This is a genomic window from Micromonospora sp. IBHARD004 (assembly GCF_052814115.1).
In genome coordinates, this window is sequence record NZ_CP199934.1 from 3,216,047 (window position 1) to 3,238,804 (window position 22,758).

The 22,758-nt window shown below is 72.9% G+C and carries 24 protein-coding genes; 16 read left to right on the plus strand and 8 right to left on the minus strand.

Features of this window, described 5'->3' with window-relative positions; genetic code table 11:
• Window positions 1-109 precede the first annotated feature (109 nt).
• From ACTWO6_RS15610 to ACTWO6_RS15625, 4 genes are all read right to left on the minus strand, one after another.
• On the minus strand, window positions 110-796 hold the full coding sequence (locus ACTWO6_RS15610) for a response regulator (RefSeq protein ID WP_446220331.1): 687 nt from the start codon (window positions 794-796) through the stop codon (window positions 110-112).
• 91 nt (window positions 797-887) lie between these two features.
• Window positions 888-2,081 (minus strand): histidine kinase, encoded by a 1,194-nt coding sequence (locus ACTWO6_RS15615; RefSeq protein ID WP_446220332.1) that lies wholly within the window; start codon window positions 2,079-2,081, stop codon window positions 888-890.
• 76 nt (window positions 2,082-2,157) lie between these two features.
• Complete coding sequence (locus ACTWO6_RS15620; RefSeq protein ID WP_446220333.1) at window positions 2,158-3,072, minus strand: RecB family exonuclease; 915 nt, start codon at window positions 3,070-3,072, stop codon at window positions 2,158-2,160.
• Between the two features lie 84 nt (window positions 3,073-3,156).
• Window positions 3,157-4,389 (minus strand): RNA-guided endonuclease InsQ/TnpB family protein, encoded by a 1,233-nt coding sequence (locus ACTWO6_RS15625; RefSeq protein ID WP_446220334.1) that lies wholly within the window; start codon window positions 4,387-4,389, stop codon window positions 3,157-3,159.
• Between the two features lie 25 nt (window positions 4,390-4,414).
• On the opposite strand from ACTWO6_RS15625, the gene tnpA reads away from it, so the two are divergent.
• From tnpA to ACTWO6_RS15645, 4 genes are all read left to right on the plus strand, one after another.
• Window positions 4,415-4,678 (plus strand): IS200/IS605 family transposase, encoded by a 264-nt coding sequence (gene tnpA, locus ACTWO6_RS15630; protein WP_446220335.1) that lies wholly within the window; start codon window positions 4,415-4,417, stop codon window positions 4,676-4,678.
• 231 nt (window positions 4,679-4,909) lie between these two features.
• Window positions 4,910-6,064: a site-2 protease family protein gene (locus ACTWO6_RS15635; RefSeq protein ID WP_446220336.1), complete on the plus strand. Its 1,155-nt coding sequence runs from the start codon at window positions 4,910-4,912 to the stop codon at window positions 6,062-6,064.
• A complete protein-coding gene (locus ACTWO6_RS15640) occupies window positions 6,061-7,065 on the plus strand; it encodes a tRNA (adenine-N1)-methyltransferase (RefSeq protein WP_446220337.1) in 1,005 nt (334 codons plus the stop codon). Before ACTWO6_RS15635 ends, ACTWO6_RS15640 begins: the two co-directional genes overlap by 4 nt.
• Before the next feature lie 200 nt (window positions 7,066-7,265).
• Window positions 7,266-7,838 (plus strand): hypothetical protein, encoded by a 573-nt coding sequence (locus ACTWO6_RS15645; protein ID WP_446220338.1) that lies wholly within the window; start codon window positions 7,266-7,268, stop codon window positions 7,836-7,838.
• Between the two features lie 75 nt (window positions 7,839-7,913).
• Here the strand turns inward: ACTWO6_RS15645 and ACTWO6_RS15650 are convergent, their stop codons facing one another.
• Window positions 7,914-8,210, minus strand: a complete 297-nt coding sequence (locus ACTWO6_RS15650; RefSeq protein ID WP_446220339.1) for a ferredoxin — start codon at window positions 8,208-8,210, stop codon at window positions 7,914-7,916.
• Between the two features lie 177 nt (window positions 8,211-8,387).
• Between ACTWO6_RS15650 and arc the strand changes: the two genes are divergently transcribed.
• From arc to prcA, 6 genes are all read left to right on the plus strand, one after another.
• Window positions 8,388-10,169 (plus strand): proteasome ATPase, encoded by a 1,782-nt coding sequence (gene arc, locus ACTWO6_RS15655; RefSeq protein ID WP_446220340.1) that lies wholly within the window; start codon window positions 8,388-8,390, stop codon window positions 10,167-10,169.
• A gap of 181 nt (window positions 10,170-10,350) precedes the next feature.
• Entirely contained in the window at window positions 10,351-11,868 is a 1,518-nt protein-coding gene (dop, locus tag ACTWO6_RS15660) for a depupylase/deamidase Dop (protein WP_446220341.1), read from the plus strand.
• A gap of 107 nt (window positions 11,869-11,975) precedes the next feature.
• On the plus strand, window positions 11,976-12,188 hold the full coding sequence (locus ACTWO6_RS15665) for a ubiquitin-like protein Pup (protein WP_089014758.1): 213 nt from the start codon (window positions 11,976-11,978) through the stop codon (window positions 12,186-12,188).
• A 6-nt stretch (window positions 12,189-12,194) separates the two neighbouring features.
• Window positions 12,195-12,863, plus strand: coding sequence for an endonuclease VII domain-containing protein (locus tag ACTWO6_RS15670; RefSeq protein ID WP_446220342.1), 669 nt, complete (start codon window positions 12,195-12,197; stop codon window positions 12,861-12,863).
• The gene (prcB, locus tag ACTWO6_RS15675) at window positions 12,782-13,621 is read left to right on the plus strand and encodes a proteasome subunit beta (protein ID WP_207232365.1); all 840 of its coding nucleotides are present in this window, start codon (window positions 12,782-12,784) and stop codon (window positions 13,619-13,621) included. Before ACTWO6_RS15670 ends, prcB begins: the two co-directional genes overlap by 82 nt.
• 61 nt (window positions 13,622-13,682) lie before the next feature.
• Window positions 13,683-14,516: a proteasome subunit alpha gene (gene prcA / locus ACTWO6_RS15680; RefSeq protein ID WP_446220343.1), complete on the plus strand. Its 834-nt coding sequence runs from the start codon at window positions 13,683-13,685 to the stop codon at window positions 14,514-14,516.
• A 61-nt stretch (window positions 14,517-14,577) separates the two neighbouring features.
• Here prcA and rfbB read toward each other — a convergent pair whose 3' ends face one another.
• Window positions 14,578-15,561 carry a dTDP-glucose 4,6-dehydratase gene (rfbB, locus tag ACTWO6_RS15685; protein WP_446220344.1) on the minus strand — a complete coding sequence of 328 codons (984 nt, stop codon included), beginning with the start codon at window positions 15,559-15,561 and terminating at the stop codon, window positions 14,578-14,580.
• A gap of 134 nt (window positions 15,562-15,695) precedes the next feature.
• On the opposite strand from rfbB, the gene pafA reads away from it, so the two are divergent.
• From pafA to ACTWO6_RS15705, 4 genes are all read left to right on the plus strand, one after another.
• Complete coding sequence (pafA, locus tag ACTWO6_RS15690; protein ID WP_446220345.1) at window positions 15,696-17,054, plus strand: Pup--protein ligase; 1,359 nt, start codon at window positions 15,696-15,698, stop codon at window positions 17,052-17,054.
• A 59-nt stretch (window positions 17,055-17,113) separates the two neighbouring features.
• On the plus strand, window positions 17,114-17,308 hold the full coding sequence (locus tag ACTWO6_RS15695) for a hypothetical protein (RefSeq protein WP_446220346.1): 195 nt from the start codon (window positions 17,114-17,116) through the stop codon (window positions 17,306-17,308).
• Window positions 17,309-17,437: 129 nt separating this feature from the next.
• Window positions 17,438-17,863: a membrane protein insertion efficiency factor YidD gene (yidD, locus tag ACTWO6_RS15700; RefSeq protein ID WP_446220347.1), complete on the plus strand. Its 426-nt coding sequence runs from the start codon at window positions 17,438-17,440 to the stop codon at window positions 17,861-17,863.
• A gap of 38 nt (window positions 17,864-17,901) precedes the next feature.
• Window positions 17,902-18,450 carry a carboxymuconolactone decarboxylase family protein gene (locus tag ACTWO6_RS15705; RefSeq protein WP_446220675.1) on the plus strand — a complete coding sequence of 183 codons (549 nt, stop codon included), beginning with the start codon at window positions 17,902-17,904 and terminating at the stop codon, window positions 18,448-18,450.
• Between the two features lie 12 nt (window positions 18,451-18,462).
• On the opposite strand, the gene ACTWO6_RS15710 is transcribed toward ACTWO6_RS15705, so the two are convergent.
• Together ACTWO6_RS15710 and ACTWO6_RS15715 are read right to left on the minus strand one after the other, a co-directional pair.
• On the minus strand, window positions 18,463-19,548 hold the full coding sequence (locus tag ACTWO6_RS15710) for a DUF3866 family protein (RefSeq protein WP_446220348.1): 1,086 nt from the start codon (window positions 19,546-19,548) through the stop codon (window positions 18,463-18,465).
• Between the two features lie 44 nt (window positions 19,549-19,592).
• Window positions 19,593-20,606 carry a cation diffusion facilitator family transporter gene (locus ACTWO6_RS15715; protein WP_446220349.1) on the minus strand — a complete coding sequence of 338 codons (1,014 nt, stop codon included), beginning with the start codon at window positions 20,604-20,606 and terminating at the stop codon, window positions 19,593-19,595.
• Between the two features lie 149 nt (window positions 20,607-20,755).
• On the opposite strand from ACTWO6_RS15715, the gene ACTWO6_RS15720 reads away from it, so the two are divergent.
• Both ACTWO6_RS15720 and ACTWO6_RS15725 read left to right on the plus strand, forming a co-directional pair.
• Window positions 20,756-21,754: a helix-turn-helix transcriptional regulator gene (locus ACTWO6_RS15720; protein WP_446220350.1), complete on the plus strand. Its 999-nt coding sequence runs from the start codon at window positions 20,756-20,758 to the stop codon at window positions 21,752-21,754.
• Window positions 21,751-22,758 (plus strand): helix-turn-helix transcriptional regulator, encoded by a 1,008-nt coding sequence (locus tag ACTWO6_RS15725; protein WP_446220351.1) that lies wholly within the window; start codon window positions 21,751-21,753, stop codon window positions 22,756-22,758. The genes ACTWO6_RS15720 and ACTWO6_RS15725 overlap by 4 nt, the downstream gene beginning before the upstream one ends.

A 22,758-nucleotide genomic window follows, 5' to 3' on the forward strand; every position in this document is an offset into this window, starting at 1 on the left:
CGTCGACGCTAGGACCTGACGTCGCGTCATGGTCAACCCCGCCGCGCCGCCGATGGTCACGGTAGGTGACAAGGGCAACTCCGCGGTGGACGCGCGGCCCGCCCGCCGCTCACGCCCCGGGGCGCACCAGCCCCGTCTCGTACGCCAGCACGACCGCCTGCACCCGGTCGCGCAGCCCCAGCTTCGTCAGCACGTGCCCGACGTGGGTCTTGATGGTGGTCTCGCTGACCGACAGCGCCCGGGCGATCTCCGCGTTGGACAGGCCCCGGGCGACCTGCACCAGCACCTCCCGTTCCCGCTCGGTCAGCGCGCTGAGCGCCTTCGGCGGGCTCGCCGCCGGGTCGGGCAGCACGTCGGCGAAGCGGTCCAGCAGCCGCTTGAGGATCCGCGGCGCCACCACCGCCTCCCCGGCGGCCACCGTACGGATCGCGGTGACCAGGTCCTCCGCCGGCACGTCCTTGGCCAGGAAGCCGCTCGCCCCGGCCCGCAACGCGCCGACCACGTACTCGTCGAGGTCGAAGGTGGTCAGGATCAGCACCCGCACCGGCAGCCGGGCGTCGACGATGGCCCGGGTCGCCGCGACGCCGTCCATCCGGGGCATCCGGATGTCCATCAGCACCACGTCCGGCAGTAGCCGCCGGGACAGCTCCACCGCCTCCAGGCCGTCCCCGGCCTCGGCCACGATGTCCAGGTCGTCCTCGGTGCCGAGCACCATCCGGAACCCGGCCCGCAGCAGCGGCTGGTCGTCGGCGAGCAGGATCCGCACCGGCCGTGCCGGCGCCGTGCTGTCGGTCATCGGATCTCCCCGTCGTGCTCCTCGTGCCGCCCCGGCCCGTCGGGCCGGTTCCGCGTCCCGGGCCGGCGTGAACCCCGAGCTCGTCGGCCGGTCACGCGGGGACCACCCCGACCGGCTCCAGCGGGATCCTCGCGTACACCCGGAAGCCGCCGCCCGGCCGCGGACCGGTCCGCAGGACCCCACCGTAGAGGGCGACCCGCTCGCGCATGCCGACCAGCCCGTGCCCGATCCGCTCGGGTGCCGGACCCGGGCCGCGGCCGGTGTCGGTGACCTCCACCGCCAGCGAGCCGTCGGCGAAGGTGAGCCGGACCAGCGCGGTCGCCGCGCCGGCGTGCTTGAGCGCGTTGGTCAGCGCCTCCTGCACGATCCGGTAGACGGTCAGCGCCACCCCCTCCTCCATCGGGCCGGGCCTGCCGTCCACCCGCACGGTCACCGGCAGGCCCGCCTCCCGGACCTGCTCGACCAGCGCCTCGATGCCGGTCAGCCCGGGCTGCGGGGCGAGGTCGGCGGCCGGCTCGGCGTCGGTGCGCAGCACGTCCAGCAGCCGGCGCATCTCCCGCAGGGTGGCCCGGCTGGTCTCCTCGATGGTGGCGATCGCCTCGTCCGCCGTGTCCGGGTCCCGGCGCAGCACCCGGCGGGCGCCGGTGGCCAGCACCCCCATCACGCTGACGTGGTGGGCGACCACGTCGTGCAGCTCACGGGCGATCCGGCGGCGCTCGTCGGCGACCGCCTGCTCGGCCAGGGAACGCTGGTTCGCCTCGGCGACCCGGGCCCGCTCCCGCAGCGCCTGCGTCGACTGCCGCCGGGCGTGCACCGCCCGACCCACCGCGTACGCCACCGAGGCGGTGAGCAGGTTGTTGAGCACCAGGTAGGCGGGACCCATGTCGAGCACGCCGTCCAGCGGCGCGATCGTGTTGGCCAGCACCACCGGCACCCACAGCAGCACCGCGGCCAGCGTGGCCGGCCGCAGCCGCCGGTGCGCCGCCATCGTGTACGTGAGCACGACGAAGGTCACGCCCTGCGTGGTCGGGGCGTGCCCGAGCAGCACCGGCACCGCCAGGGTGGCCACCGCCGCGCCGACCGCCGGCCACGGGGCGACCCGGCGCACCGCCACCGGCGCGGCGCAGAGCACGCTCCAGCCGAGCGCGGCCGACAGCTGCCCGGGGCGCAGCTCCCGCGGGGTGAGCAGGAGGAACACCGCCTCCAGCAGCACCAGGGCGACCGCGAAGCAGGCGTCGATGGCCAGCGGTCGGTGCCGTGCCCACGCTCTCAGCCGATCCGTCACACCGGAACGCTATCCGCCGCCCGGCGCGACCCGTCGTCGCCGATGCCGAACCCGCCCTCCTCCCTGGGGAGGAGCCTCACTCGTCCGCGCCCGGGGCGACCGGCCCGGACCGGGCGTCGCGCAGCGGATCCGTGGTGGCGGTGGTCGGGAAGGGCGGCGGGGTGCCGCCGAAGCTCGGGCAGTGCGCCTGGTGGCTGCACCAGTCACAGAGCCGGCTGGGCCGGGGCCGGAAATCCTGCCGCGCGGTGGCCTGCTCGATGGCCTGCCAGAGCGCCACCACCGTGCGCTCGAAGCGCAGCAGCTCCTCGGCGTCCGGGGTGTAGTCGCAGATCTCGGCGTCCTTGAGGTAGAGCAGCCGCAGCACCCGCGGCACCACACCCCGGGTCCGCCACAGCACCAGGGCGTAGAACTTGAGCTGGAACAGCGCCCGCGCCTCGAACGCCTCCCGCGGCGCGCCGCCGGTCTTGTAGTCGACCACCCGCAGCGCGCCGTCCGGCGCGACGTCGAGCCGGTCCAGGTAGCCCCGGATCAGCAGCTCGTCGTCGACCACCGCGGAGATCAACGCCTCCCGCTCGGCCGGCTCCAACCGGCGCGGATCCTCGACCGCGAAGTAGCCCTCCAGCAGGGCGGCGGCCGAGCGGAGGAACTCGGCGACCCCGGCGGCGTCGCCCTCGGCGAACAGGCCCGCCAGCTCCGGCTCCTCGATGACCAGCCGGTCCCACTGCGGGGCCACCAGGTCGCCCGCGGACTCCGGCGTGCGGGCCGCCGCCGGCAGGTCGAACAGCCGCTCCAGCACGGCGTGCACCAGCGTGCCCCGGGCCTGCTCCACGGTGGGACGCTCGGGCAGCCGGTCGATGCTGCGGAACCGGTAGAGCAGGGGGCAGGTCTTGAAGTCCGCCGCGCGCGACGGCGACAGCGACGCCCGTACCGTGGGTGGCACCACCGCCGTGGCGAGGGTGCCCTGTGCGTCGATCACCGGTTCCGCCGTCATGTCCGGAAGGTTAGGGCACCGGTGTGACAGGGCCGCCGTCGCCGCACCGGCACATGATCGGTGCCGCTTGACGTTCTCCCCGCCCTAAACGGCGGAGATTCCCTCCACGCTGCGGGTGGAACACGCAGCGTCCGGGTGGATTCCTGCTTCTCGGCGCGGTGCCGGCACGGGTGCCGGACTTACCTGCGCTCCACAGGCGTTTAGGCTCTCGGCGCGTCCCGCCGCGAGGATGTTGATCGCCGCGTTGACGTCCCGGTCGTGGACCGCCCCACAGGGGCAGGTCCACGATCGGACGGACAGCGGTTTGGGTCCGTCGAGCCGCCCGCACGTAGAGCATGTCTGCGACGTCGGCGCGAATCGGTTGGTCTTTCGGAAGGTCCGCCCGTGCCGGGCGGCCTTGTACTCCAGCATGTTCACGAACTGCGCCCAGCCGGCGTCGTGCACGGACTTGGCCAGCCGGGTGCGGCCGAGACCGGTCACGCACAGGTCCTCGACGTACACCGCTTGGTTGTCGCGGATGATCCGTGTCGAGAGCTTGTGCTGCCAGTCCCGCCGCGAGTCGGCCACCCGTGCGTGTGCGCGAGCGACCTTGACGACGGCCTTCTGGCGGTTGTTGCTGCCCCGCTGCTTGCGGGACAGGTCCTGCTGCAACCGGCGCAGCTTGCGCGCCGCCCGGCGCAGGAACCTCGGCGCCGTCACCTTCTTGCCGTTGGACAGGACCGCGAAGTGCGTCAGCCCGAGGTCGATACCCACCTCGCGGTCGACCGGCGGCAGCGGCTGGTTGGTGGTGGCCACCACGAACGAGGCGAAGTACCGCCCGGCCGCATCCCGGATGACCGTGACGGAGGTGGGCGCTGCCGGAAGTTGCCGGGACCAGCGCACTGGCACGTCACCAACCTTCGGCAGCCGAAGTCGGCCGTTGTCCAGGACCTTGAACCGGGCGTTGGCGGTGAACCGGATCGCCTGCCGGTTGTCCTTGCGGGACCGGAACCGGGGCCGGGCCACCTTGCGGCCCTTGCGCTTGCCGGACAGCCAGGCGAAGAAGTTGCGGTACGCGGTGTTCAGATCCGCGAGGGCCTGTTGAAGCACGACCGCGGACACCCCGCCCAGCCACTCCCGCTCGGGTGTGCGCTTGGCCTGCGTGATGACCCGCTTCGACAGTTCACCGTCCGACAGGTACGCCTCGCCCGCCTCGCGGGCCTGCTGGCGCGCGCGCAGCCCGTCGTTGAACACCACCCGCGCGCACCCGAACGCCCGCGCCAGCGCTACCTGCTGGGCGGGCGTCGGGTAGACGCGGTAGTTGTACCGGAGCTGCACATCGGACACCCTAGCGTCGGAGCCTATGACCGAAATCGCGAGTGTTCGCAGTGTTTTCGCCCTGCACGCCCATCTGGTCTACGTGACCAAGTTCCGGTCACATGTGTTCGACAACCGGCACCTGACCCGCCTGGAAGAGATCATGCAAGCGATGGGGGCCGACTTCCTGTGCGAAGTGGTCGAGTTCAACGCCGACAGCCAGCACGTGCACCTGCTGGTCACCTTCCCGCCGAAGTCGCCCTGTCGAAGGTGGTCAACAGCCTCAAGGGCGTGTCCTCACGGCGGATGAGCCACGAAGTTGCCCCGACCTCGCGCGCCACCACTACCGGGCCAACCGCCTCTGGTCAGCCTCGTACTTCCCCGGCCCCGTCGGCGGCGTACCCCTGACCGTCCTGCATCTGTACATCGAGCAGCAGAACAGGCCGGGATAGTGCACGCTCGGGCCTAGCGCGCCCTCCCACGCGGACCTTCACCCCCCTGAAGGGCAAGCACTGGCCCGCATCTCGGTAGCATCGGTGCGGTGCAGCAGCCGTCCCGACCACCACGCCGGCGCGGGCGCCGTCCCGGCCTGACCGTGGGCCGGGTGTTCGGGGTGCCGCTGCACCTGGACGCCTCGATGCTCCTGCTCACCCTGGTGGTGACCGTCGCGTACGCGGCGCTCGCCCGCCGCCAGCTCGACCTCGGCCCGGTGGCCGGCTACCTGGTCGGCGTCGGCTTCGTCGTCTCCCTGCTCGGCTCCGTGCTGCTGCACGAGCTGGGGCACGCGCTGACCGCCCGCCGGTACGGCATCGGTGTGCGCGGGATCACCCTCGAGCTGCTCGGCGGGTACACCGAGATGGACCGGGACGCGCCCAGCCCCCGGGTCGACCTGCTGGTCTCGCTCGCCGGCCCGGCGGTCTCCGCGCTGCTCGGCGCCGCCGGCGTCGCGGCCACCCTCGCCCTGCCCGACGGCACCCTGGCCGACCAGCTCGCCTTCCAGCTCGCGGCGAGCAACGTCGTGGTGGCGGTCTTCAACAGCCTGCCCGGGCTGCCGCTCGACGGCGGCCGCGCGCTGCGCGCGGCCGTCTGGGCGCTCACCGGGGACCGGCACCGGGGCACCGAGGTGGCCGGCTGGGTGGGCCGCGCCGTCGCCCTCGGCACCCTGGCCCTGGTCGTCGCGCTCACCCTGCGCCGTGAGCTGCCGCCGCTGCTGCTGCCGTTGCTGCTGCTGGTGGCGTTCACCCTGTGGCGGGGTGCCGGCCAGTCGATCCGGCTGGCCCGGATCAGCCGCCGCCTCCCGCTGATCGACCTGGCCCGGCTGGCCCGACCGGTGCTGCCGGTGCCCAGCGGCACCCCGCTGGCCGAGGCGCAGCGCCGCCGCGCGGAGGGCCCCGACCCCCGTGCCGCGCTCACCGTCGTCGACTCCGCCGGCCGGCCGGTCGCCCTGGTCGACCCGGCCCGCGCCGACGCCGTACCCCCGGAACGCCGGCCGTGGCTCGCGGTGGACGCGGTCTCCCGCGGCCTGGACACGGTCCCGACGCTGCCGGTCGGCACGGACGGCGAACGGGTGATGCAGACCGTGCAGACCCACCCGGGCGCACAGTACGTCGTGACCGCAGGCGAAGATGTCGTCGGCGTTCTGCACATCGCGGATCTGGCGCAGCTCCTGGAACCCAAACGGAAGATGAACACGTGACCGCACAGCCCTCCACCGTCCCGGCCGACCCCGCCGTCCCGGCGCTGCCACCCGTGCACCGGGGGCCGTTCCGCCCCGGCGACCGGGTGCAGCTGACCGACCCGAAGGGGCGGATGCACACCGTGACGCTGGAGCCCGGCAAGGAGTTCCACACTCACCGCGGCATCCTCCGCCACGACACGCTGATCGGCCTGCCCGACGGCAGCGTGGTGACCACCACCGGCGGCGGCACCGCCTTCCTGGCCCTGCGCCCACTGCTGTCGGACTACGTGCTCTCCATGCCGCGGGGCGCCCAGGTGATCTACCCGAAGGACTCCGCGCAGATCGTCGCGATGGGCGACATCTTCCCCGGCGCGAAGGTCCTCGAGGCCGGCGCCGGCTCCGGCGCGCTCTCCTGCTCGCTGCTGCGGGCCGTCGGCACCGAGGGCGAGCTGCACTCCTTCGAGGTGCGCGACGACTTCGCCCAGATCGCCCGGCGCAACGTCGAGGCGTTCTTCAACGGGCCGCACCCCGCCTGGCGGCTGCACGTCGGTGACGTCGCGCAGTGCCAGGAGACCGGCTTCGACCGGATCATCCTGGACATGCTCACCCCGTGGGAGACCCTCGACATGGTCGAGCGGGCGCTGGTGCCCGGCGGCGTCTTCATCGGCTACGTGGCCACCACCCCGCAGCTCTCCGAGCTGGTCGAGGCGCTGCGCGAGCGCGGCGGCTGGACCGAGCCGCGCGCCTGGGAGTCGCTGGTCCGCGACTGGCACGCCGAGGGCCTGGCCGTCCGCCCGGACCACCGGATGATCGCGCACACCGCGTTCCTGGTCTCCGCGCGCAAGCTCGCTCCGGGGGTCACCGCGCCGCCGCGCCGCCGCAAGCCGAGCAAGGGCACTGAGGCGTACGTCCAGCGCCGGCAGGCGCTGCGCGAGGCTGAGGCGGCCCGGCAGGCGGCGACCGCGCAGGTCGGCGAGGGTGCGGCGGCCGTCCCGGCGGAGGAGCTGGACCAGCCGTGACGGGGTGGCTGGTCGACCCGGCATGAGGCAGGCGATCATGTGTCCCGGCGCGGACCGGCGCCGGGACGACACCGAACGGGCGGAGACGGTGGCATGAGCGAGCGGATCGGGGCGCGCGGCGGGATCCGGCCCCGCGCGGGCCTCGGCGACGGTGACGGTCGGCGGGTTCGGCCGGACGCCCGGTGGGCGGGGGCGGCGGCATGAGCAGCCCCGGCTTCGGCAACGGCGACCTGCCCGCGGTCTTCCCCGACTGGTCGCCGTACACGGACCTGGAGTCGGCGGCGCGGGCCTACCTGCGCGATCCGGACGTGGCCCTGGAGGCGCTCGGCGGGGTGCTGCGCGGCGCCTCCGTGCTCGGCTTCACCCTGGAACGTTTCGTGAACGAGGTCAACGGGGTGTGGCAGGAGGTCGTCGTCTGCGACGGCAGCCGCCTCGTGCTCTGGCACGGCGAGGACGTCCCGCCGGGGGAGGGGCCGCCGGGTTCGATGACCTCGTCGCTCCGGGTGGTGCCGGTCTCCACGGTGACCGAGGTCGGCTGCCGGCGGCGGCTGACCCGGGCCGACACCGGCGAGATCCGGGTCGACAGCATCGACGTCTACCTGCTGCTGACCTCGCTGGACGAGGCGCCGCCCGGGGACGAGATGGTCGCCGGGCCGCGGCACGACGCGCTGCGCTTCGGCAAGACCCTCGACGACGGCGGCGCGGGACAGATCGCCCGGCTGGAGGAGTTCGCCCGGCTGGTCGCCTCGGTGGTGGGCCGCCCGATGCTCTGAGCCCCGCCGGCTGACGCACCCCTGTCCGGCCGGCCACTCCGGCGCCTGCCGGCCACCGGGCGGCAGGCGGGCGGCTCAGTCCTCCTCGGCGTCCGGGCCGGCCACCTCGACGCCGTCGCTGCCGCGCACCACGTGGATGCACTCGCCCGGGCACTCCTTCGCCGAGTCGATCACCTCGAGGCGCAGGTGCTCCGGCACGTCCACCCGGCTGCCCGGGGCCAGCCGCAGCTCACCGTCGGTGCCCTTGACGTACGCCAGGCCGTCGACGTCGAACTCGAAGACCTCCGGCGCGTACTGCACGCAGAGCCCGTCGCCCGTGCAGAGGTCCTGGTCCACCCAGACCTGAAGCTGGTCCGTCGCGACCTGCGTCATCGTGCACCCCCCATGTTCTCCCGTCCCACGCCCCGACGGTACCCGAACGCCGGTACCCGCCCGGCGACCAGCCCTTGGCGATCAAGCTTCGGTGACGAGCGCGTTGCGCGGGACCGAATCGAGCTCATAGCGGCTAGTGTTAGGTCAGAACGTTCAAGCCCCCCGGGGAGGTGGGACGTGGCACGCAGCGACGACGCGGACTCGCGCGCCGCACGGTGGGAGAAGGAGGCCCACGATCTCTCCACGCAGGTCGCGTTCCTTCAAGAGGAACTCGCTCTGGTGCGGCGCAAGTTGACCGAAAGCCCCCGACACGTCCGGCAGCTCGAAGAGCGGCTGGCGGCCACCCAGGCACAGTTGGCGCGGCTGACCGAGAACAACGACCGGCTCGTGAGCACCCTCAAGGAGGCTCGCGCGCAGATCGTGACGCTCAAGGAGGAGATCGACCGCCTCGCGCAGCCACCCAGTGGTTACGGCGTCTTCCTGGCGAAGCACGACGACGGCACGGTGGACGTGTTCACCGGCGGGCGCAAGCTCCGGGTCGCCGTCTCGCCCTCGCTGGAGGTCGACGAGCTCCGGCGCGGCCAGGAGGTTCTGCTCAACGACGCGCTCAACATCGTCGACGCGTTCGGCTACGAGCGGGTCGGCGAGGTCGTGATGCTCAAGGAGATCCTCGCGGGTCCCGGCGGCGCCCCGGGCGACCGGGCGCTGGTGGTCTCGCACTCCGACGAGGAGCGGATCGTGCACCTCGCCGAGACCCTGATCGGCTCGCCGATCCGGGCCGGCGACTCGCTCATGATCGAGCCCCGCTCGGCGTACGCGTACGAGCGGATCCCGAAGAGCGAGGTCGAGGAGCTGGTCCTGGAGGAGGTGCCCGACGTCGACTACACCGACATCGGTGGCCTCCAGTCGCAGATCGAGCAGATCCGCGACGCGGTGGAGCTGCCCTTCCTGCACGCCGACCTGTTCCGTGAGCACCAGCTCCGGCCGCCGAAGGGCATCCTGCTCTACGGCCCGCCCGGCTGCGGCAAGACGCTGATCGCCAAGGCGGTGGCCAACTCGCTGGCCAAGAAGATCGCCGAGCGGCGTGGTGAGGAGAAGCACACCAGCTTCTTCCTCAACATCAAGGGTCCCGAGCTGCTCAACAAGTACGTCGGCGAGACCGAGCGGCACATCCGGCTGATCTTCCAGCGGGCCCGGGAGAAGGCCGGCGAGGGCACCCCGGTGATCGTGTTCTTCGACGAGATGGACTCGGTCTTCCGCACCCGCGGGTCCGGCGTCTCCTCGGACGTGGAGAACACCATCGTCCCGCAGCTGCTCAGCGAGATCGACGGCGTGGAGGGCCTGGAGAACGTCATCGTCATCGGCGCCTCCAACCGGGAAGACATGATCGACCCGGCGATCCTGCGCCCGGGCCGGCTCGACGTGAAGATCAAGATCGAGCGGCCGGACGCCGAGGCGGCCAAGGACATCTTCTCCAAGTACATCCTCTCCGGGCTGCCCCTGCACCCGGACGACCTGGCCGAGCACGGGGCCGACCCGCAGGCCACCGTGGCGGCGATGATCGACGCGGTCGTGCTGCGGATGTACTCGGAGACCGAGGAGAACCGCTTCCTCGAGGTCACCTACGCCAACGGTGACAAGGAGGTCCTCTACTTCAAGGACTTCAACTCCGGCGCGATGATCCAGAACATCGTCGACCGGGGCAAGAAGATGGCCATCAAGGAGTTCCTCACCTCGGGGCGCAAGGGGCTGCGGCTGCAGCACCTCCTCGACGCCTGCGTCGACGAGTTCCGGGAGAACGAGGACCTGCCCAACACCACCAACCCCGACGACTGGGCCCGCATCTCCGGCAAGAAGGGCGAGCGGATCGTCTACATCCGCACGCTCGTCTCCGGCGGCAAGGGCGCGGAGGCCGGCCGGTCGATAGAGACCGCCAGCAACACCGGCCAGTACCTGTAGGCCCGACCAGCAGACGGAGGCCCGCGGCGTGTCGCGCCGCGGGCCTCCGCGCGTCCGGCACCGGCCGCCCGCGCGCCGCCACACCGTACGCCCGCACCGCGCCGAGCCCCCGTACCGCGTGCCGGCGACTACGCTCGACGTGACGGGGGGACCGGGACGGGCGAGCGGGAGCGGGCAGTCGATGAGCGTAAGACGGATCATGGGCACCGAGGTCGAGTACGGTATCTCCGTGCCCGGCCAGGCCGGGGCCAACCCGATGGTCACCTCCTCACAGGTGGTGAACGCCTACGGGGCGCGCCCGGAACTCAACCGCGGTGGCCGGGCCCGCTGGGACTACGAGGAGGAGTCGCCGCTGCGCGACGCCCGCGGCTTCACCTACTCCGGCGCGGCCTACGACCCGGCCGAGGCGCTCGCCGACGAGGACCTCGGGCTGGCCAACGTCATACTCACCAACGGCGCCCGGCTCTACGTCGACCACGCGCACCCCGAGTACTCCACCCCCGAGGTGACCAACCCTCTCGACGTGGTGCGCTGGGACAAGGCGGGGGAGCGGGTGATGGCCGAGGCGGCCCGCCGGGCCGCCACCATTCCGGGCACCCAGCCGATCCACCTGTACAAGAACAACACCGACAACAAGGGCGCCAGCTATGGCTCCCACGAGAACTACCTGATGCGGCGGCAGACCCCGTTCGCCGACATCGTGGCGTACCTGACGCCGTTCTTCGTCACCCGGCAGATCGTCTGCGGCGCCGGCCGGGTCGGCATCGGCCAGGACGGCGGCCAGAACGGCTTCCAGATCTCCCAGCGCGCCGACTTCTTCGAGGTCGAGGTCGGGCTGGAGACCACTCTCAAGCGACCGATCATCAACACCCGCGACGAGCCGCACGCCGACGCCGACAAGTACCGCCGGCTGCACGTCATCATCGGCGACGCCAACCTGTCGGAGGTCTCCACCTACCTCAAGGTCGGCACCACGGCGCTCATCCTCACCATGATCGAGGAGAAGGCGCTCGGCCCGGACCTGGGCATCGCCGACCCGGTCAGCGAGCTGCGCGCGGTCAGCCACGACCCCGGGCTGAAGCACCTGATGCGGCTGCGCGACGGGCGCAAGCTGACCGCCCTGGACGTGCAGTGGGCGTACCTGGAGCGGGTCCGGTCCTTCGTGGACGACCGGTACGGCAGCGACGTCGACGAGCAGACCGCCGACGTGCTGGACCGCTGGGAGAGCGTGCTGGACCGGCTCGGCCGCGACGCGTTCCTCTGCGCCGACGAGCTGGACTGGGTGGCCAAGCTGCGGCTGCTGGAGGGGTACCGGGAGCGCGAGAAGCTCGCCTGGGGCTCGCACAAGCTCCAGCTGGTCGACCTGCAGTACTCCGACGTTCGGCCGGAGAAGGGGCTCTACCACCGGCTGGTGTCGCGCGGGTCGATGAAGACGCTGCTGACCGACGAGCAGACCCGGACCGCGATGACCCAGCCCCCGGAGGACACCCGGGCCTACTTCCGTGGCCGCTGCCTGGCCCAGTACGCCTCTGAGGTGGTCGCGGCGAGCTGGGACTCGGTGATCTTCGACGTGGGCCGGGAGTCGCTGGTCCGGGTGCCGATGATGGAGCCGGAGCGGGGCACCCGCAAGCACGTCGGCGCGCTCTTCGACCGGTGCGACACCGCCAAGGATCTGCTGGAGACCCTGACCGGGGGCTGACCGCCGCCGGACGCAGGCCCGTCGTACGCCGGAAGCCGGCGCGCGGCGGGCTTTTCGTCGCTCCCGCGAGGTAAGTTCATCGCAGGCGATCGTGGAGGAGGCACCTGATGGCTACGCAAGAAGGCGGCCAGACCCAGTCCGGCAAGTCGACCCAGGGCGAGGAGATCGAGGACGTCACCGCGCAGGCCAACCCGGAGGTTGCCGAGCGCCACGCCGAGATCACGGAGGACGTCGACGACCTGCTCGACGAGATCGACTCTGTCCTCGAAGAGAACGCAGAGGAATTTGTCAGGGGCTACGTTCAGAAAGGGGGTGAATGATATCATATGTCCGGTTCGTCCAGCGAATCGGGCAAGATCTGTCCGCAGTGTGAGCGCCGCCTGTCCGTCACGGAGTTCCACCGCAACCGGCGGCGAGCGGACGGGCTGGCCTACTACTGCAAGACCTGCGCGGCGGCCCGCTCTGAGGCGAGCCGCCGTAAGCGCGGGATTGGCGCCCAGCGGAAGCCGGCGGCTCCGGTACCGGCCGGTCTGAAATGGTGCCCGGACTGCGACCAGGTGAAGCCGCTCGAGGATTTTCCGCGCACCAGAAAGTCGCCAGGGCGACACTCGTACTGCAAGCCGTGCCACAACAGCCGGACCAGGGAGACCAAGCAGCGGCTGTACGGCGGCGACCGCGAGTACCACCTGCGGCGGCGGTACGGGATCGGGGAGAAGGAGTTCCGGGAGCTTTTCGCCGAGCAGGGCGGCGTCCGCGCGGTGTGCGGCGAACCCGATCCGGAACATGTGGACCACGATCATCGCACCGGGTGGGTGCGCGGGATACTCTGCTTCAACTGCAACGGTGGTCTTGGCCAGTTCCGTGACAGTCCCGCGAGGCTGGCCAGGGCGATCACGTACCTGAGAGGAACCACGTGGCAGCGGGTTTTGATCCATCCGGGCGTCTTCCAGATGTGTTCACCAACGCGGGGACGTCCTCCTTTACAGCGTTCCTGAGCAAGGTGGCCCCCGAGATGCTGCCCGGCCGACGGCCGCTGCCGCCCGGTATGGCCGCCGACATGGCGCCGCACGCGACCACCATCGTGGCCATCGCCGCGGCCGGCGGCGTGGTGATGGCCGGGGACCGGCGCGCCACGATGGGCAACCTGATCGCCCAGCGGGACATCGAGAAGGTGCACCCGGCGGACGCGTACTCGCTGGTCGGCATCGCGGGCACCGCGGGCATCGGCATCGAGCTGATGCGACTGTTCCAGGTGGAGCTGGAGCACTACGAGAAGATCGAGGGCGCGATGCTCTCGCTCGACGGCAAGGCGAACCGGCTGGCCTCGATGATCCGCGGCAACCTGGGCGCGGCGATGCAGGGCCTTGCGGTGATCCCGCTCTTCGCCGGCTTCGACCTGGCCGCCAGCGACCCGACGAGGGCCGGTCGGATCTTCAGCTTCGACGTCACCGGCGGCCCGTACGAGGAGACCGGCTACGACGCGATCGGCTCCGGCTCGCTCTTCGCCAAGTCGGCGCTGAAGAAGCGTTTCCGGGCCGGCCTGTCGATCGACGACGCGAGGCGGCTCGCGGTCGAGGCGCTCTACGACGCGGCCGACGACGACACGGCGACCGGCGGTCCGGATCTGACCCGCCGGATCTACCCGGTGGTGATGACGGCGACGGCGGAGGGCACGCACCGGCTCACCGACGCCGAGACGGCGACGATCGCGGAGAGCGTCGTCTCCGGCCGGATGGAGAACCCGGGCGGCTGACCCCGCTCCCACCTGACCAGCCAGCAGTCCGCAGCACAGCGCCCGAAGGAGAACCGCCGCCGTGGCCATGCAGTTCTACGCCTCGCCCGAGCAGATCATGCGCGACCGCTCCGAGCTGGCCCGCAAGGGCATCGCCCGGGGTCGCAGCGCGGTGGTCCTGAGTTACGACGGTGGGGTGCTCTTCGTCGCGGAGAACCTCTCCAGCACCCTGCACAAGGTCAGCGAGATCTACGACCGGATCGGTTTCGCCGCCGTGGGCCGGTACAACGAGTTCGAGAACCTGCGCCGCGCCGGGGTGCGGATGGCCGACCTGAACGGCCTGAGCTACGACCGGCGGGACGTCAACGGCCTGGCCCTGGCGAACGCGTACGCGCAGACCCTGGGTGCGATCTTCACCGAGCAGTCGAAGCCCTTCGAGGTGGAGATCTGCGTGGCCGAGGTGGGCGCGACGCCGGAGGACGACGCGCTCTACCGGCTGACCTACGACGGCTCGGTCAACGACGAGCCGGGCCGGATGGCGATGGGTGGCCAGGCCGAGTCGATCTCCGGGGTGCTCAAGTCGCAGCACCGGCCGGACATGTCGCTCAGCGAGGCGGTCCGGGTGGCCATGCAGGCGCTGAGCAGCGTCGGCGGGGAGGGCGGGGCGTCGCGGACGATCGCCGCCAACCAGCTCGAGGTGGCGGTCCTGGACCGGGGCCGGGTGGGGCGGACGTTCCGCCGGATCACCGGGGCGGCGCTGACGGCGCTGCTGGACGGCGAGGCCGGCGCGGACGGGGCGCCCGCTGCCGGGCGGGCGAAGACGCCGACGGTGCCGACGGAGGAGGCGAACAAGCCGATCACGTCGGCGGGCTCGGCCGACCTGGAGGGCCAGCAGACCGAGCAGCCGGAGGAGTAACGGGCAGGTCACCTCCGGCCGGCGTCGCGGACCCCGACCGGCGTCGGGGTCCGGCGAGCCGTCAGCGGTGCGGCTTGAGCGGCTCCCACCAGGCCCGGTTCCGGCGGTACCAGTCGACGGTGGCGGCCAGGCCCTGCTTCAGGTCGACGGTGGGGGACCAGCCCAGCTCGCGGTGGGTGGTGGTGCTGTCCAGCGAGTAGCGGCGGTCGTGGCCCTTGCGGTCGGCGACCGGTCGGACCCGGTCCCAGCCGGCGCCGCAGGCGGCCAGCAGCCGCCCGGTGAGCTCCCGGTTGGTCAGTTCGGCGCCGCCGCCGAGGTGGTAGACGCCGCCGGCGCGCCCCCGGGTCTGGGCCAGCGCGACGCCGTGGCAGTGGTCGTCGACGTGCAGCCACTCCCGGACGTTGCCGCCGTCGCCGTAGAGCGGCACGTCGTGCCCGTCGAGCAGGTTGGTGACGAAGAGCGGCACGATCTTCTCGGGGTACTGGTAGGGGCCGTAGGTGTTGGCGCCCCGGGTGACGACGACGTCCAGGCCGTGGGTGCGGTGGTAGGCGAGGGCGAGCAGGTCCGCGCCGGCCTTGGCGGCCGAGTACGGCGAGCTGGGGTCCAGCGGCGCCCGCTCGGTCCACGAGCCGGTGGCGACGGAGCCGTACACCTCGTCGGTGGAGACCTGCACGAAGCGGCCTACGCCGTGCCGCAGCGCGGCGTCGAGCAGGGTCTGGGTGCCTACCACGTTGGTGGTGACGAAGGCCGCGGCGCCGGTGATGGACCGGTCCACGTGGGATTCGGCGGCGAAGTGGACGACGACGTCGTGGCCGCCGACGACGGCGTCGACCAGCGGCGCGTCGCGGATGTCGCCGTGGACCACCCGCAGTCGGGGGTCGGCGCGGACGGCGTCGAGGCTGCCCTCGGTGCCGGCGTAGGTGAACGCGTCGAGCACGGTGACCGCGTCGACGTCGACGTCGAGGGCCGGCTCGGCGCCGCCGAGCAGGCGCCGCACGTACGCCGATCCGATGAAGCCGGCGCCGCCGGTGACGAGGATCCTCACGGCTGGGAACGTACCGGCTCGCCGGTCGGGGCGCGGCGGGACCACGGTGCCGGCCGGGCGCGCGTGGCGGCCGCCGATGAGACGGCTGGGTTGAGCGCTGCCCATGTGGGGCCTCGGGCGGCTAATGTCACATCATGGAGCGGCGAATCTTCGGCCTCGAGACCGAGTACGGCGTCACCTGCACCTACCGCGGGCAGCGCCGGCTTTCCCCCGACGAGGTCGCGCGGTACCTGTTCCGGCGGGTGGTGTCGTGGGGCCGGTCGAGCAACGTGTTCCTGCGCAACGGGGCCCGCCTCTACCTGGACGTGGGCTCACACCCGGAGTACGCGACGCCGGAGTGCGACTCGGTCACCGATCTGGTCGCCCACGACCGGGCCGGTGAGCGGATCCTCGAAGGGCTGCTCGTCGACGCGGAGAAGCGGCTGCACGACGAGGGCATCGCGGGTGAGATCTACCTGTTCAAGAACAACACCGACTCGGCCGGCAACTCGTACGGCTGCCACGAGAACTACCTCGTCTCCCGGCACGGCGAGTTCGGCCGGCTCGCGGACGTGCTGATCCCGTTCCTGGTCACCCGGCAGTTGATCTGCGGGGCGGGGAAGGTGCTGCAGACCCCGCGCGGGGCGGTCTACTGCCTGTCGCAGCGGGCCGAGCACATCTGGGAGGGCGTCTCCTCGGCGACCACCCGGAGCCGGCCGATCATCAACACCCGGGACGAGCCGCACGCCGACGCCGAGCGGTACCGGCGGCTGCACGTGATCGTGGGCGACTCGAACATGAACGAGGTGACCACGCTGCTGAAGGTGGGCACCGCCGACATCGTGCTGCGGATGATCGAGGCCGGGGTGGTGATGCGGGACCTGTCGCTGGAGAACCCGATCCGGGCGATCCGCGAGGTGTCGCACGACATCACCGGCCGGCGCAAGGTGCGGCTGGCCTCCGGCAAGGAGGTCAGCGCGCTGGATATCCAGCAGGAGTACCTGGCCAAGGCGACCGAGTTCGTGGAGCGGCGCGGCGGCGACCAGACCGCGAAGCGGGTGGTGGAGCTCTGGGGCCGGGTGCTGCGGGCGGTGGAGACCGGCGACCTGGACCCGGTGGCCCGGGAGATCGACTGGGTGACCAAGCTGAAGCTGATCGAGCGGTACCAGCGCAAGCACGACCTGCCGCTGTCGCATCCGCGGGTGGCGCAGATGGACCTGGCGTACCACGACGTGCGGCGCGGTCGCGGCCTGTACGGGCTGCTGGAGCGGCGCGGCGAGGTGGACCGGGTGGCGACCGACCCGGAGATCTTCGAGGCGAAGGAGACCCCGCCGCAGACCACCCGGGCCCGGCTGCGGGGCGAGTTCATCCGGCACGCGCAGGAGAAGCGGCGGGACTTCACCGTCGACTGGGTGCACCTGAAGCTGAACGACCAGGCGCAGCGGACCGTGCTCTGCAAGGACCCGTTCCGGGCGTACGACGAGCGGGTGGAGCGGCTGATCGCCAGCATGTGACGGCGCAGGCGGCCGGTGCCGACGGCGCCGGCCGTCCGTCCCGGTACGCTGGCGACGCGATGAACACTTCCGAACCCTCCGGCCGCGACAGCGGCACAGAGAAGCTGAACTGGATCGACCGCCGCCGGCAGAAGATCCGCGCCGAGATCGACCGGAACCGCCGGGGCGAGTACACGGTGCCGACCTGGGTGCTGGCGGCGGCGCTGGTCCTGATCGTGGGCGCCTGGCTGGCGCTGATCCTCTTCGCCGGCTGACCCGTTCCCGGCCGGTCGCCCAGCCCGGCGAGGCGGGTCGGCTGAGGGTGGCGCGGGCGGGACGGCCTTGACGGTGCGCCCGGCGCATGATCGTCTATGTCTTTCGTCGGGCTCGATCGAGGGTGGGACATGCCGGTCGCGGAGCCGCCCTGTGCCGGCTGCTGCTACGCCTTCACCGACACCCCGTGCGGCTCGTGCTACACCTCCTGCACCGACGGCCGGGCGGATCTGGCCGCCTGGCTGACGCTGCCCGAGGTGGTCGTGCGGGCGGTGCTGGGGCTGGCCGTGACCGCTGCGGCGGACCGGTCGCCGGAGCGACGGGCGTCGACCCGGTTGGCCCTCCGACTGATCGAGGGGTACCGGGAGCGCATCTCGTCGCGTACCGCGGCCAGGTGCCGGTTCGTGCCGACCTGCAGCGCGTACGGGTTGACCGCCGTCGACAGGTACGGCGTCCTGCGGGGTTGCCGGATGATCCGCCGCCGACTGACCCGGTGCCGCAGCTCCGTCGCGTTCGGCACGCCCTACCCGGTGCCGCTGCCCGCGGTGGCGCGCTGACCCTGCGGAGCCGGGACATGGAAAGGGAGCGTGACGTCATCGCACACATCGATCTCGGCTTCGACGAGCGGCAGCAACCCGGCATCCGGGGGCTGACCCGGTTCCGTCCGGAGACCGCCGGGCCGCTCAACGCCCTGGCGGAGACGCTGCTGCGGGCGCCGCACCCGACCCTGACGCCGGGGGAGCGGGAGCTGATCGCCGCGTACGTGTCGGCCCTGAACGACTGCGGCTTCTGTTGCGCCTCCCACTCGGCGACGGCGGCGGCCCAGCTGCCGGCGGGCATGGCCCTGGTCGAGCAGGTGCGCGCCGACGTGGACGCCGCGCCGGTCGGGGAGAAGCTGCGGGCCCTGCTGCGGATCGCCGCCGCCGTCCGGCGCGGCGGCGGGGAGGTCACCGGCGAGCTGGTCGACGCCGCCCGGGCCGCGGGCGCCACCGACCTGGAGCTGCACGACACGGTGCTGATCGCCGCCGCGTTCTGCATGTACAACCGCTACGTCGACGGGCTGGCCGCGTTCACGCCGGAGGATCCGCGGACGTACGAGAGGGCGGCCCGGCACCTCGTGGCGCACGGCTACGACGCGGGCTGAACCCGGCGCCGGTCAGCCGATGAGGCGGGCCGCGTGCCGGCCGGCCGCCGCCGCGGCCAGGAAGTAGGCGTGGTCGGCGTCCAGGCCGCGGCCCATGGTGGACAGCGTCACCGGGGTGGCGCGCAGCGCGGCGTCGAGGCCGTCGGTGGGCACCCGGACGATCGGGTGCCGCCCCGCGAGGGGGGCGAGCGCCGCGTCGACCGCGGCGGCGAGCGCCGAGTCCAGGCCGTCGGGCACGACCAGGTCCGCCGCGGCGAGGGCGACCCGGCCGTACGCGGTGAGGCTGTGGTGGGAGACGCCGCGGTGCCGCGGACGGGGGTCGGCGTCGGAGATCCGCAGCGAGCCGACCGGGCGGCCGCCGAGGGTGGCGACGGCGTTGACGGCCTCGCCGACGGCGACCCCGGAGAATCCCCACTGGGTGCCGGTGCCCAGGTTGCCCGGTCCCTGGGCGACGATGGCGACGTCGGCGCGGAGCACGTGCCGGGCGGCGAGCAGCCCGCTGTGCAGGGTGCTGGCCTCCAGGTCGCCGCCGAAGGTTTGGCCGACGCTGACCGTGCCGACGAGGTGGTCGGCGAGCCCGGCGAGGGTGCGGGAGAACCAGGCGGGCAGCGCCCCGCCGTCGGTGAGCAGGTACGCCACCCGGGCGTCCGGGGCGTCGGCGTGGATCCCGGCGAGGATCGCCGGCAGGGCGGAGTGCAGGTCGGCGGTGACCACCGGCATCCCGTCCAGGCTCTCCGCGGCGGCGAGCAGGTCGTGGTGCGGGGAGGCCTCCTCGTCCACGCCGAGCAGGATCGGTTGCAGCGGGGTGTAGCGGGCCTTCACCAGGTGGCCGGCGTCCCGGGTGTCGAGGGCCTGCGGCGGGTCCGGCGGCAGCCGGTCGGGCAGGGCCACGACCAGGGCGTACCCGCCGGTGCCGAGGCCCATCAGCAGGGCGCCGGCGTTGAGCAGCACCCGATCGCCGGGCTCGGGGTCGCCGACCAGCGCCGGGTAGGCCAGGGCGCGCATCCGGGTGCCGTCGGGCAGGTCGACGTCGAGTTCCGCCGCGCCGGCCCACCGCCGCCGCACCGCCGTGACCGTTCCGGACCGCCATCGCACCATGCCGGGCACGCTATCCGCGTCCGCCGGGCCGGTCGTGCCCCGGGTCAGGGCTGGCGGCCGGGGCCGGCCTCCTGGTCCGCCGGACGCTCGTCCTCGGCCTGGGTCTGGCGGGCGCGCTGGCCCCCGGCGCCGGGCATCGACCGGGTCGGGTCGAGGAAGACGTACCCGATCTCCGGGTAGCGGTCGGTGAGCCGGCGCTCGGCCTCGTCCGCGGCGGTCTCGATGTCGGCGCCGGTGGCGTCGTCGTGGAAGTCGACCTTGGCGGCGACCAGGATGTCCTCCGGGCCGAGCAGCATGGTCATCAGCGTGTCGACCCGGTCCACCGTCGGCAGTCCGGCCAGTTCCCGCTCGATCTCCCGGTGCACGCGTTCGGAGACGGCGCGGCCGACCAGCAGCGAGATGTTGCTCCGGGCCAGGATGGTGGCGACCGCCAGCAGCAGCACGCCGATGAGGATCGAGGCGACGCCGTCGTAGAGCTCGTCGCCGGTGAGGTGGGAGAGCCCGAGGCCAACGCCGGCGATCAGCAGGCCGATCAGCGCGGCGCTGTCCTCCAGGAAGACCGCCTTGACGGTGGTGTCGGCGGTCAGCCGGAGGTAGCGGCGCGGGCTGGACCGCCAGCGGCGGGATTCCCGGCGGACCTGCCTGACGGCCCGGGTCAGGGAGACCGACTCGATCACGAAGGAGATCGCCAGCACGAGGTACGACGCCAGGTAGGCGCCGGTGTGCTCGTGCACGAGGATCGTGGTCACGCCGTGGGTGATGGCGAAGCCGGCGCCGGCGACGAAGGTGAACAGCGCGGCGAGGAAAGCCCAGACGTAGCTCTCCTTGCCGTACCCGAAGGGGTGGCGGGTGTCGGCGGGCCGCGCGCCCCGGCGCAGCGCCAGGTAGAGCAGCACCTCGGTGGTGGTGTCGGCGACGGAGTGGGCGGCCTCGGAGAGCATCGCGGCCGAGCCGGAGATCAGCCCGGCGACCAGCTTGGCGACGGCGATGGCGAGGTTCGCCGTGCCGGCGACGACGACCGTGCCGACGCTCTCGGTCTTGACTTCCGCTTCCGACATGCGCTCACCCTATGACCGGTTTCGGCCTCCCGCCCGTCGTCCGGAGCCGTCCAGGAGGGTGTGGCGTGGCTCGCCCGGGCCCCGACGCTCCGCGCGCCGCGCCCGCGCGGGTGCGCGCCCACGCCGCGCGGGCTGCTAGCGTTCAGCACGTGTCGCGGACCCGCACCGAACGCCTGGTCAACCTGGTGATCTGCCTGCTGTCCACGCGACGGTTCCTGACCGCCGCGCAGATCGCCGCGACCGTGCCCGGTTATGAGCACGATCCGAACGACGCCAAGGACCATGAGGCGTTCCAGCGCAAGTTCGAACGGGACAAAGCCGAGCTGCGCGAGCTGGGTGTCCCGCTGGAGACCGGCACGGCGAGCGTCTTCGACGCCGAGCCGGGCTACCGGATCGCCCACCGCGAGTACGCGCTGCCCGACATCCCGCTGGAGCCGGACGAGGCCGCCGCCGTCGGCATCGCCGCCCGGCTGTGGCAGCACGCCGGCCTGGCCGCGGCCGCCTCCTCCGGGCTGGCCAAGCTGCGCGCCGCCGGCGTGGACGTGGACCCGCAGACCACCCTGGGCATGGAGCCGATGGTCACGGTCGACCCGGCGTTCGCCCCGCTGACCGCCGCCGCCCGCGACCGGCGGGAGGTCAACTTCGACTACCGGGTGCCGGACCGGGACGCGTCGAGCCGCCGCCGGCTGCAGCCGTGGGGCGTCGTCTGCTGGCGCGGCCGGTGGTACGTGGTCGGCCACGACCTGGATCGGGACGCCACCCGCTGCTTCCGCCTCTCCCGCGTGGTCGGCGCGGTCCGGGTCACCGGCCAGCCGGGGGCATATGAGCCGCCCGCCGAGGTGGACCTGATCAGCCACGTCGCCCGCTGGTCGGGGCCGGTGGAACGGACCGGACGGGCCACCGTGCTGGTCGTCCCGGGCCGAGCCGCCGGGCTGCGCCGCTGGGCGGTGGCGAGCACCACCGGGCCGGACGGCGACCAGCTGGTCCTGCCGTACGCCGACCCGGACTCCCTCGCCGGCCAGCTCGTCGGGTACGGCCCGGACGTGCGGGTGCTGGACCCGCCGGAGGTGCGCGAGGCGGTCATCCAGCGGCTGAAGGAGATCGCCGCCCGGCACGACGAGCTGGCGGTGGCCGGGGGTGCCCGGTGACCCGCCCGGCGGCCCGCGGCGGCCGCGCCTCGGCGGACCGGCTGGCCCGGCTGCTGAACCTGGTGCCGTACCTGCTGGCCCGGCCCGGCATCGAGATCGCGGAGGCGGCCGGTGATCTGGGGGTGACCGAGCGGCAGCTGCGGGAGGACCTGGAGCTGCTGTGGGTGTGCGGGTTGCCCGGTTACGGCCCGGGTGACCTGATCGACATGGCGTTCGACGGTGACCGGGTGACGATCACCTACGACGCGGGGATCGACCGGCCGCTGCGGCTCACCCCGGACGAGGCCCTCGCCCTGGTGGTGGCGCTGCGGATGCTCGCGGAGACCCCGGGCGTGGCCAACCGGGAGGCCGTCGAGCGGGCCCTCGCCAAGATCGAGAACGCGGCGGGTGACCTGGTGGCCGCCCCGGTGGAGGTCCGGCTGCCCGGGGACACCGCCCGGGCGCGGGAGCTGCGCGCCGCGGTCGAGCGCGGCCGTGCCCTGCGGATCACCTACTACACCGCGGCCCGGGACGAGACGACCGAGCGGACGATCGACCCGCTGCGGATGCTGATGGTGGGCGGCCGGGCGTACGTCGAGGCGTGGTGCCGGCGGGCCGAGGCGGTCCGGCTGTTCCGGGCCGACCGGATCGACGCGGTCGCCGAGCTGGCGGAGGCGGCGGTGGTGCCGCCGCAGGCCCGCCCGCACGACCTCTCCGACGGGGTGTTCCGTCCCTCACCGGATTTGCCGCTGATCACCCTGCGGATCGGCCGGGGCGAGCGGTGGATCACCGAGTACTACCCGTGCGAGCGGGTCGAGGCCGACGGCGAGCAGTGGCTGGTGTCGCTGCGGGTCACCGACCTGGGCTGGGCCCGCCGCTTCGTGCTCGGGCTGGGCCCGGACGTCACGGTGGTCGCCCCGGCGGAGCTGGCCGAGCAGGTCCGCGCCCAGGCGGTTGCCGCGCTCGACGCGTACGCGACGCCGGCCCGGCCCGCCGACCCGGCGGGGGCGGCCGTCACCCAGTAG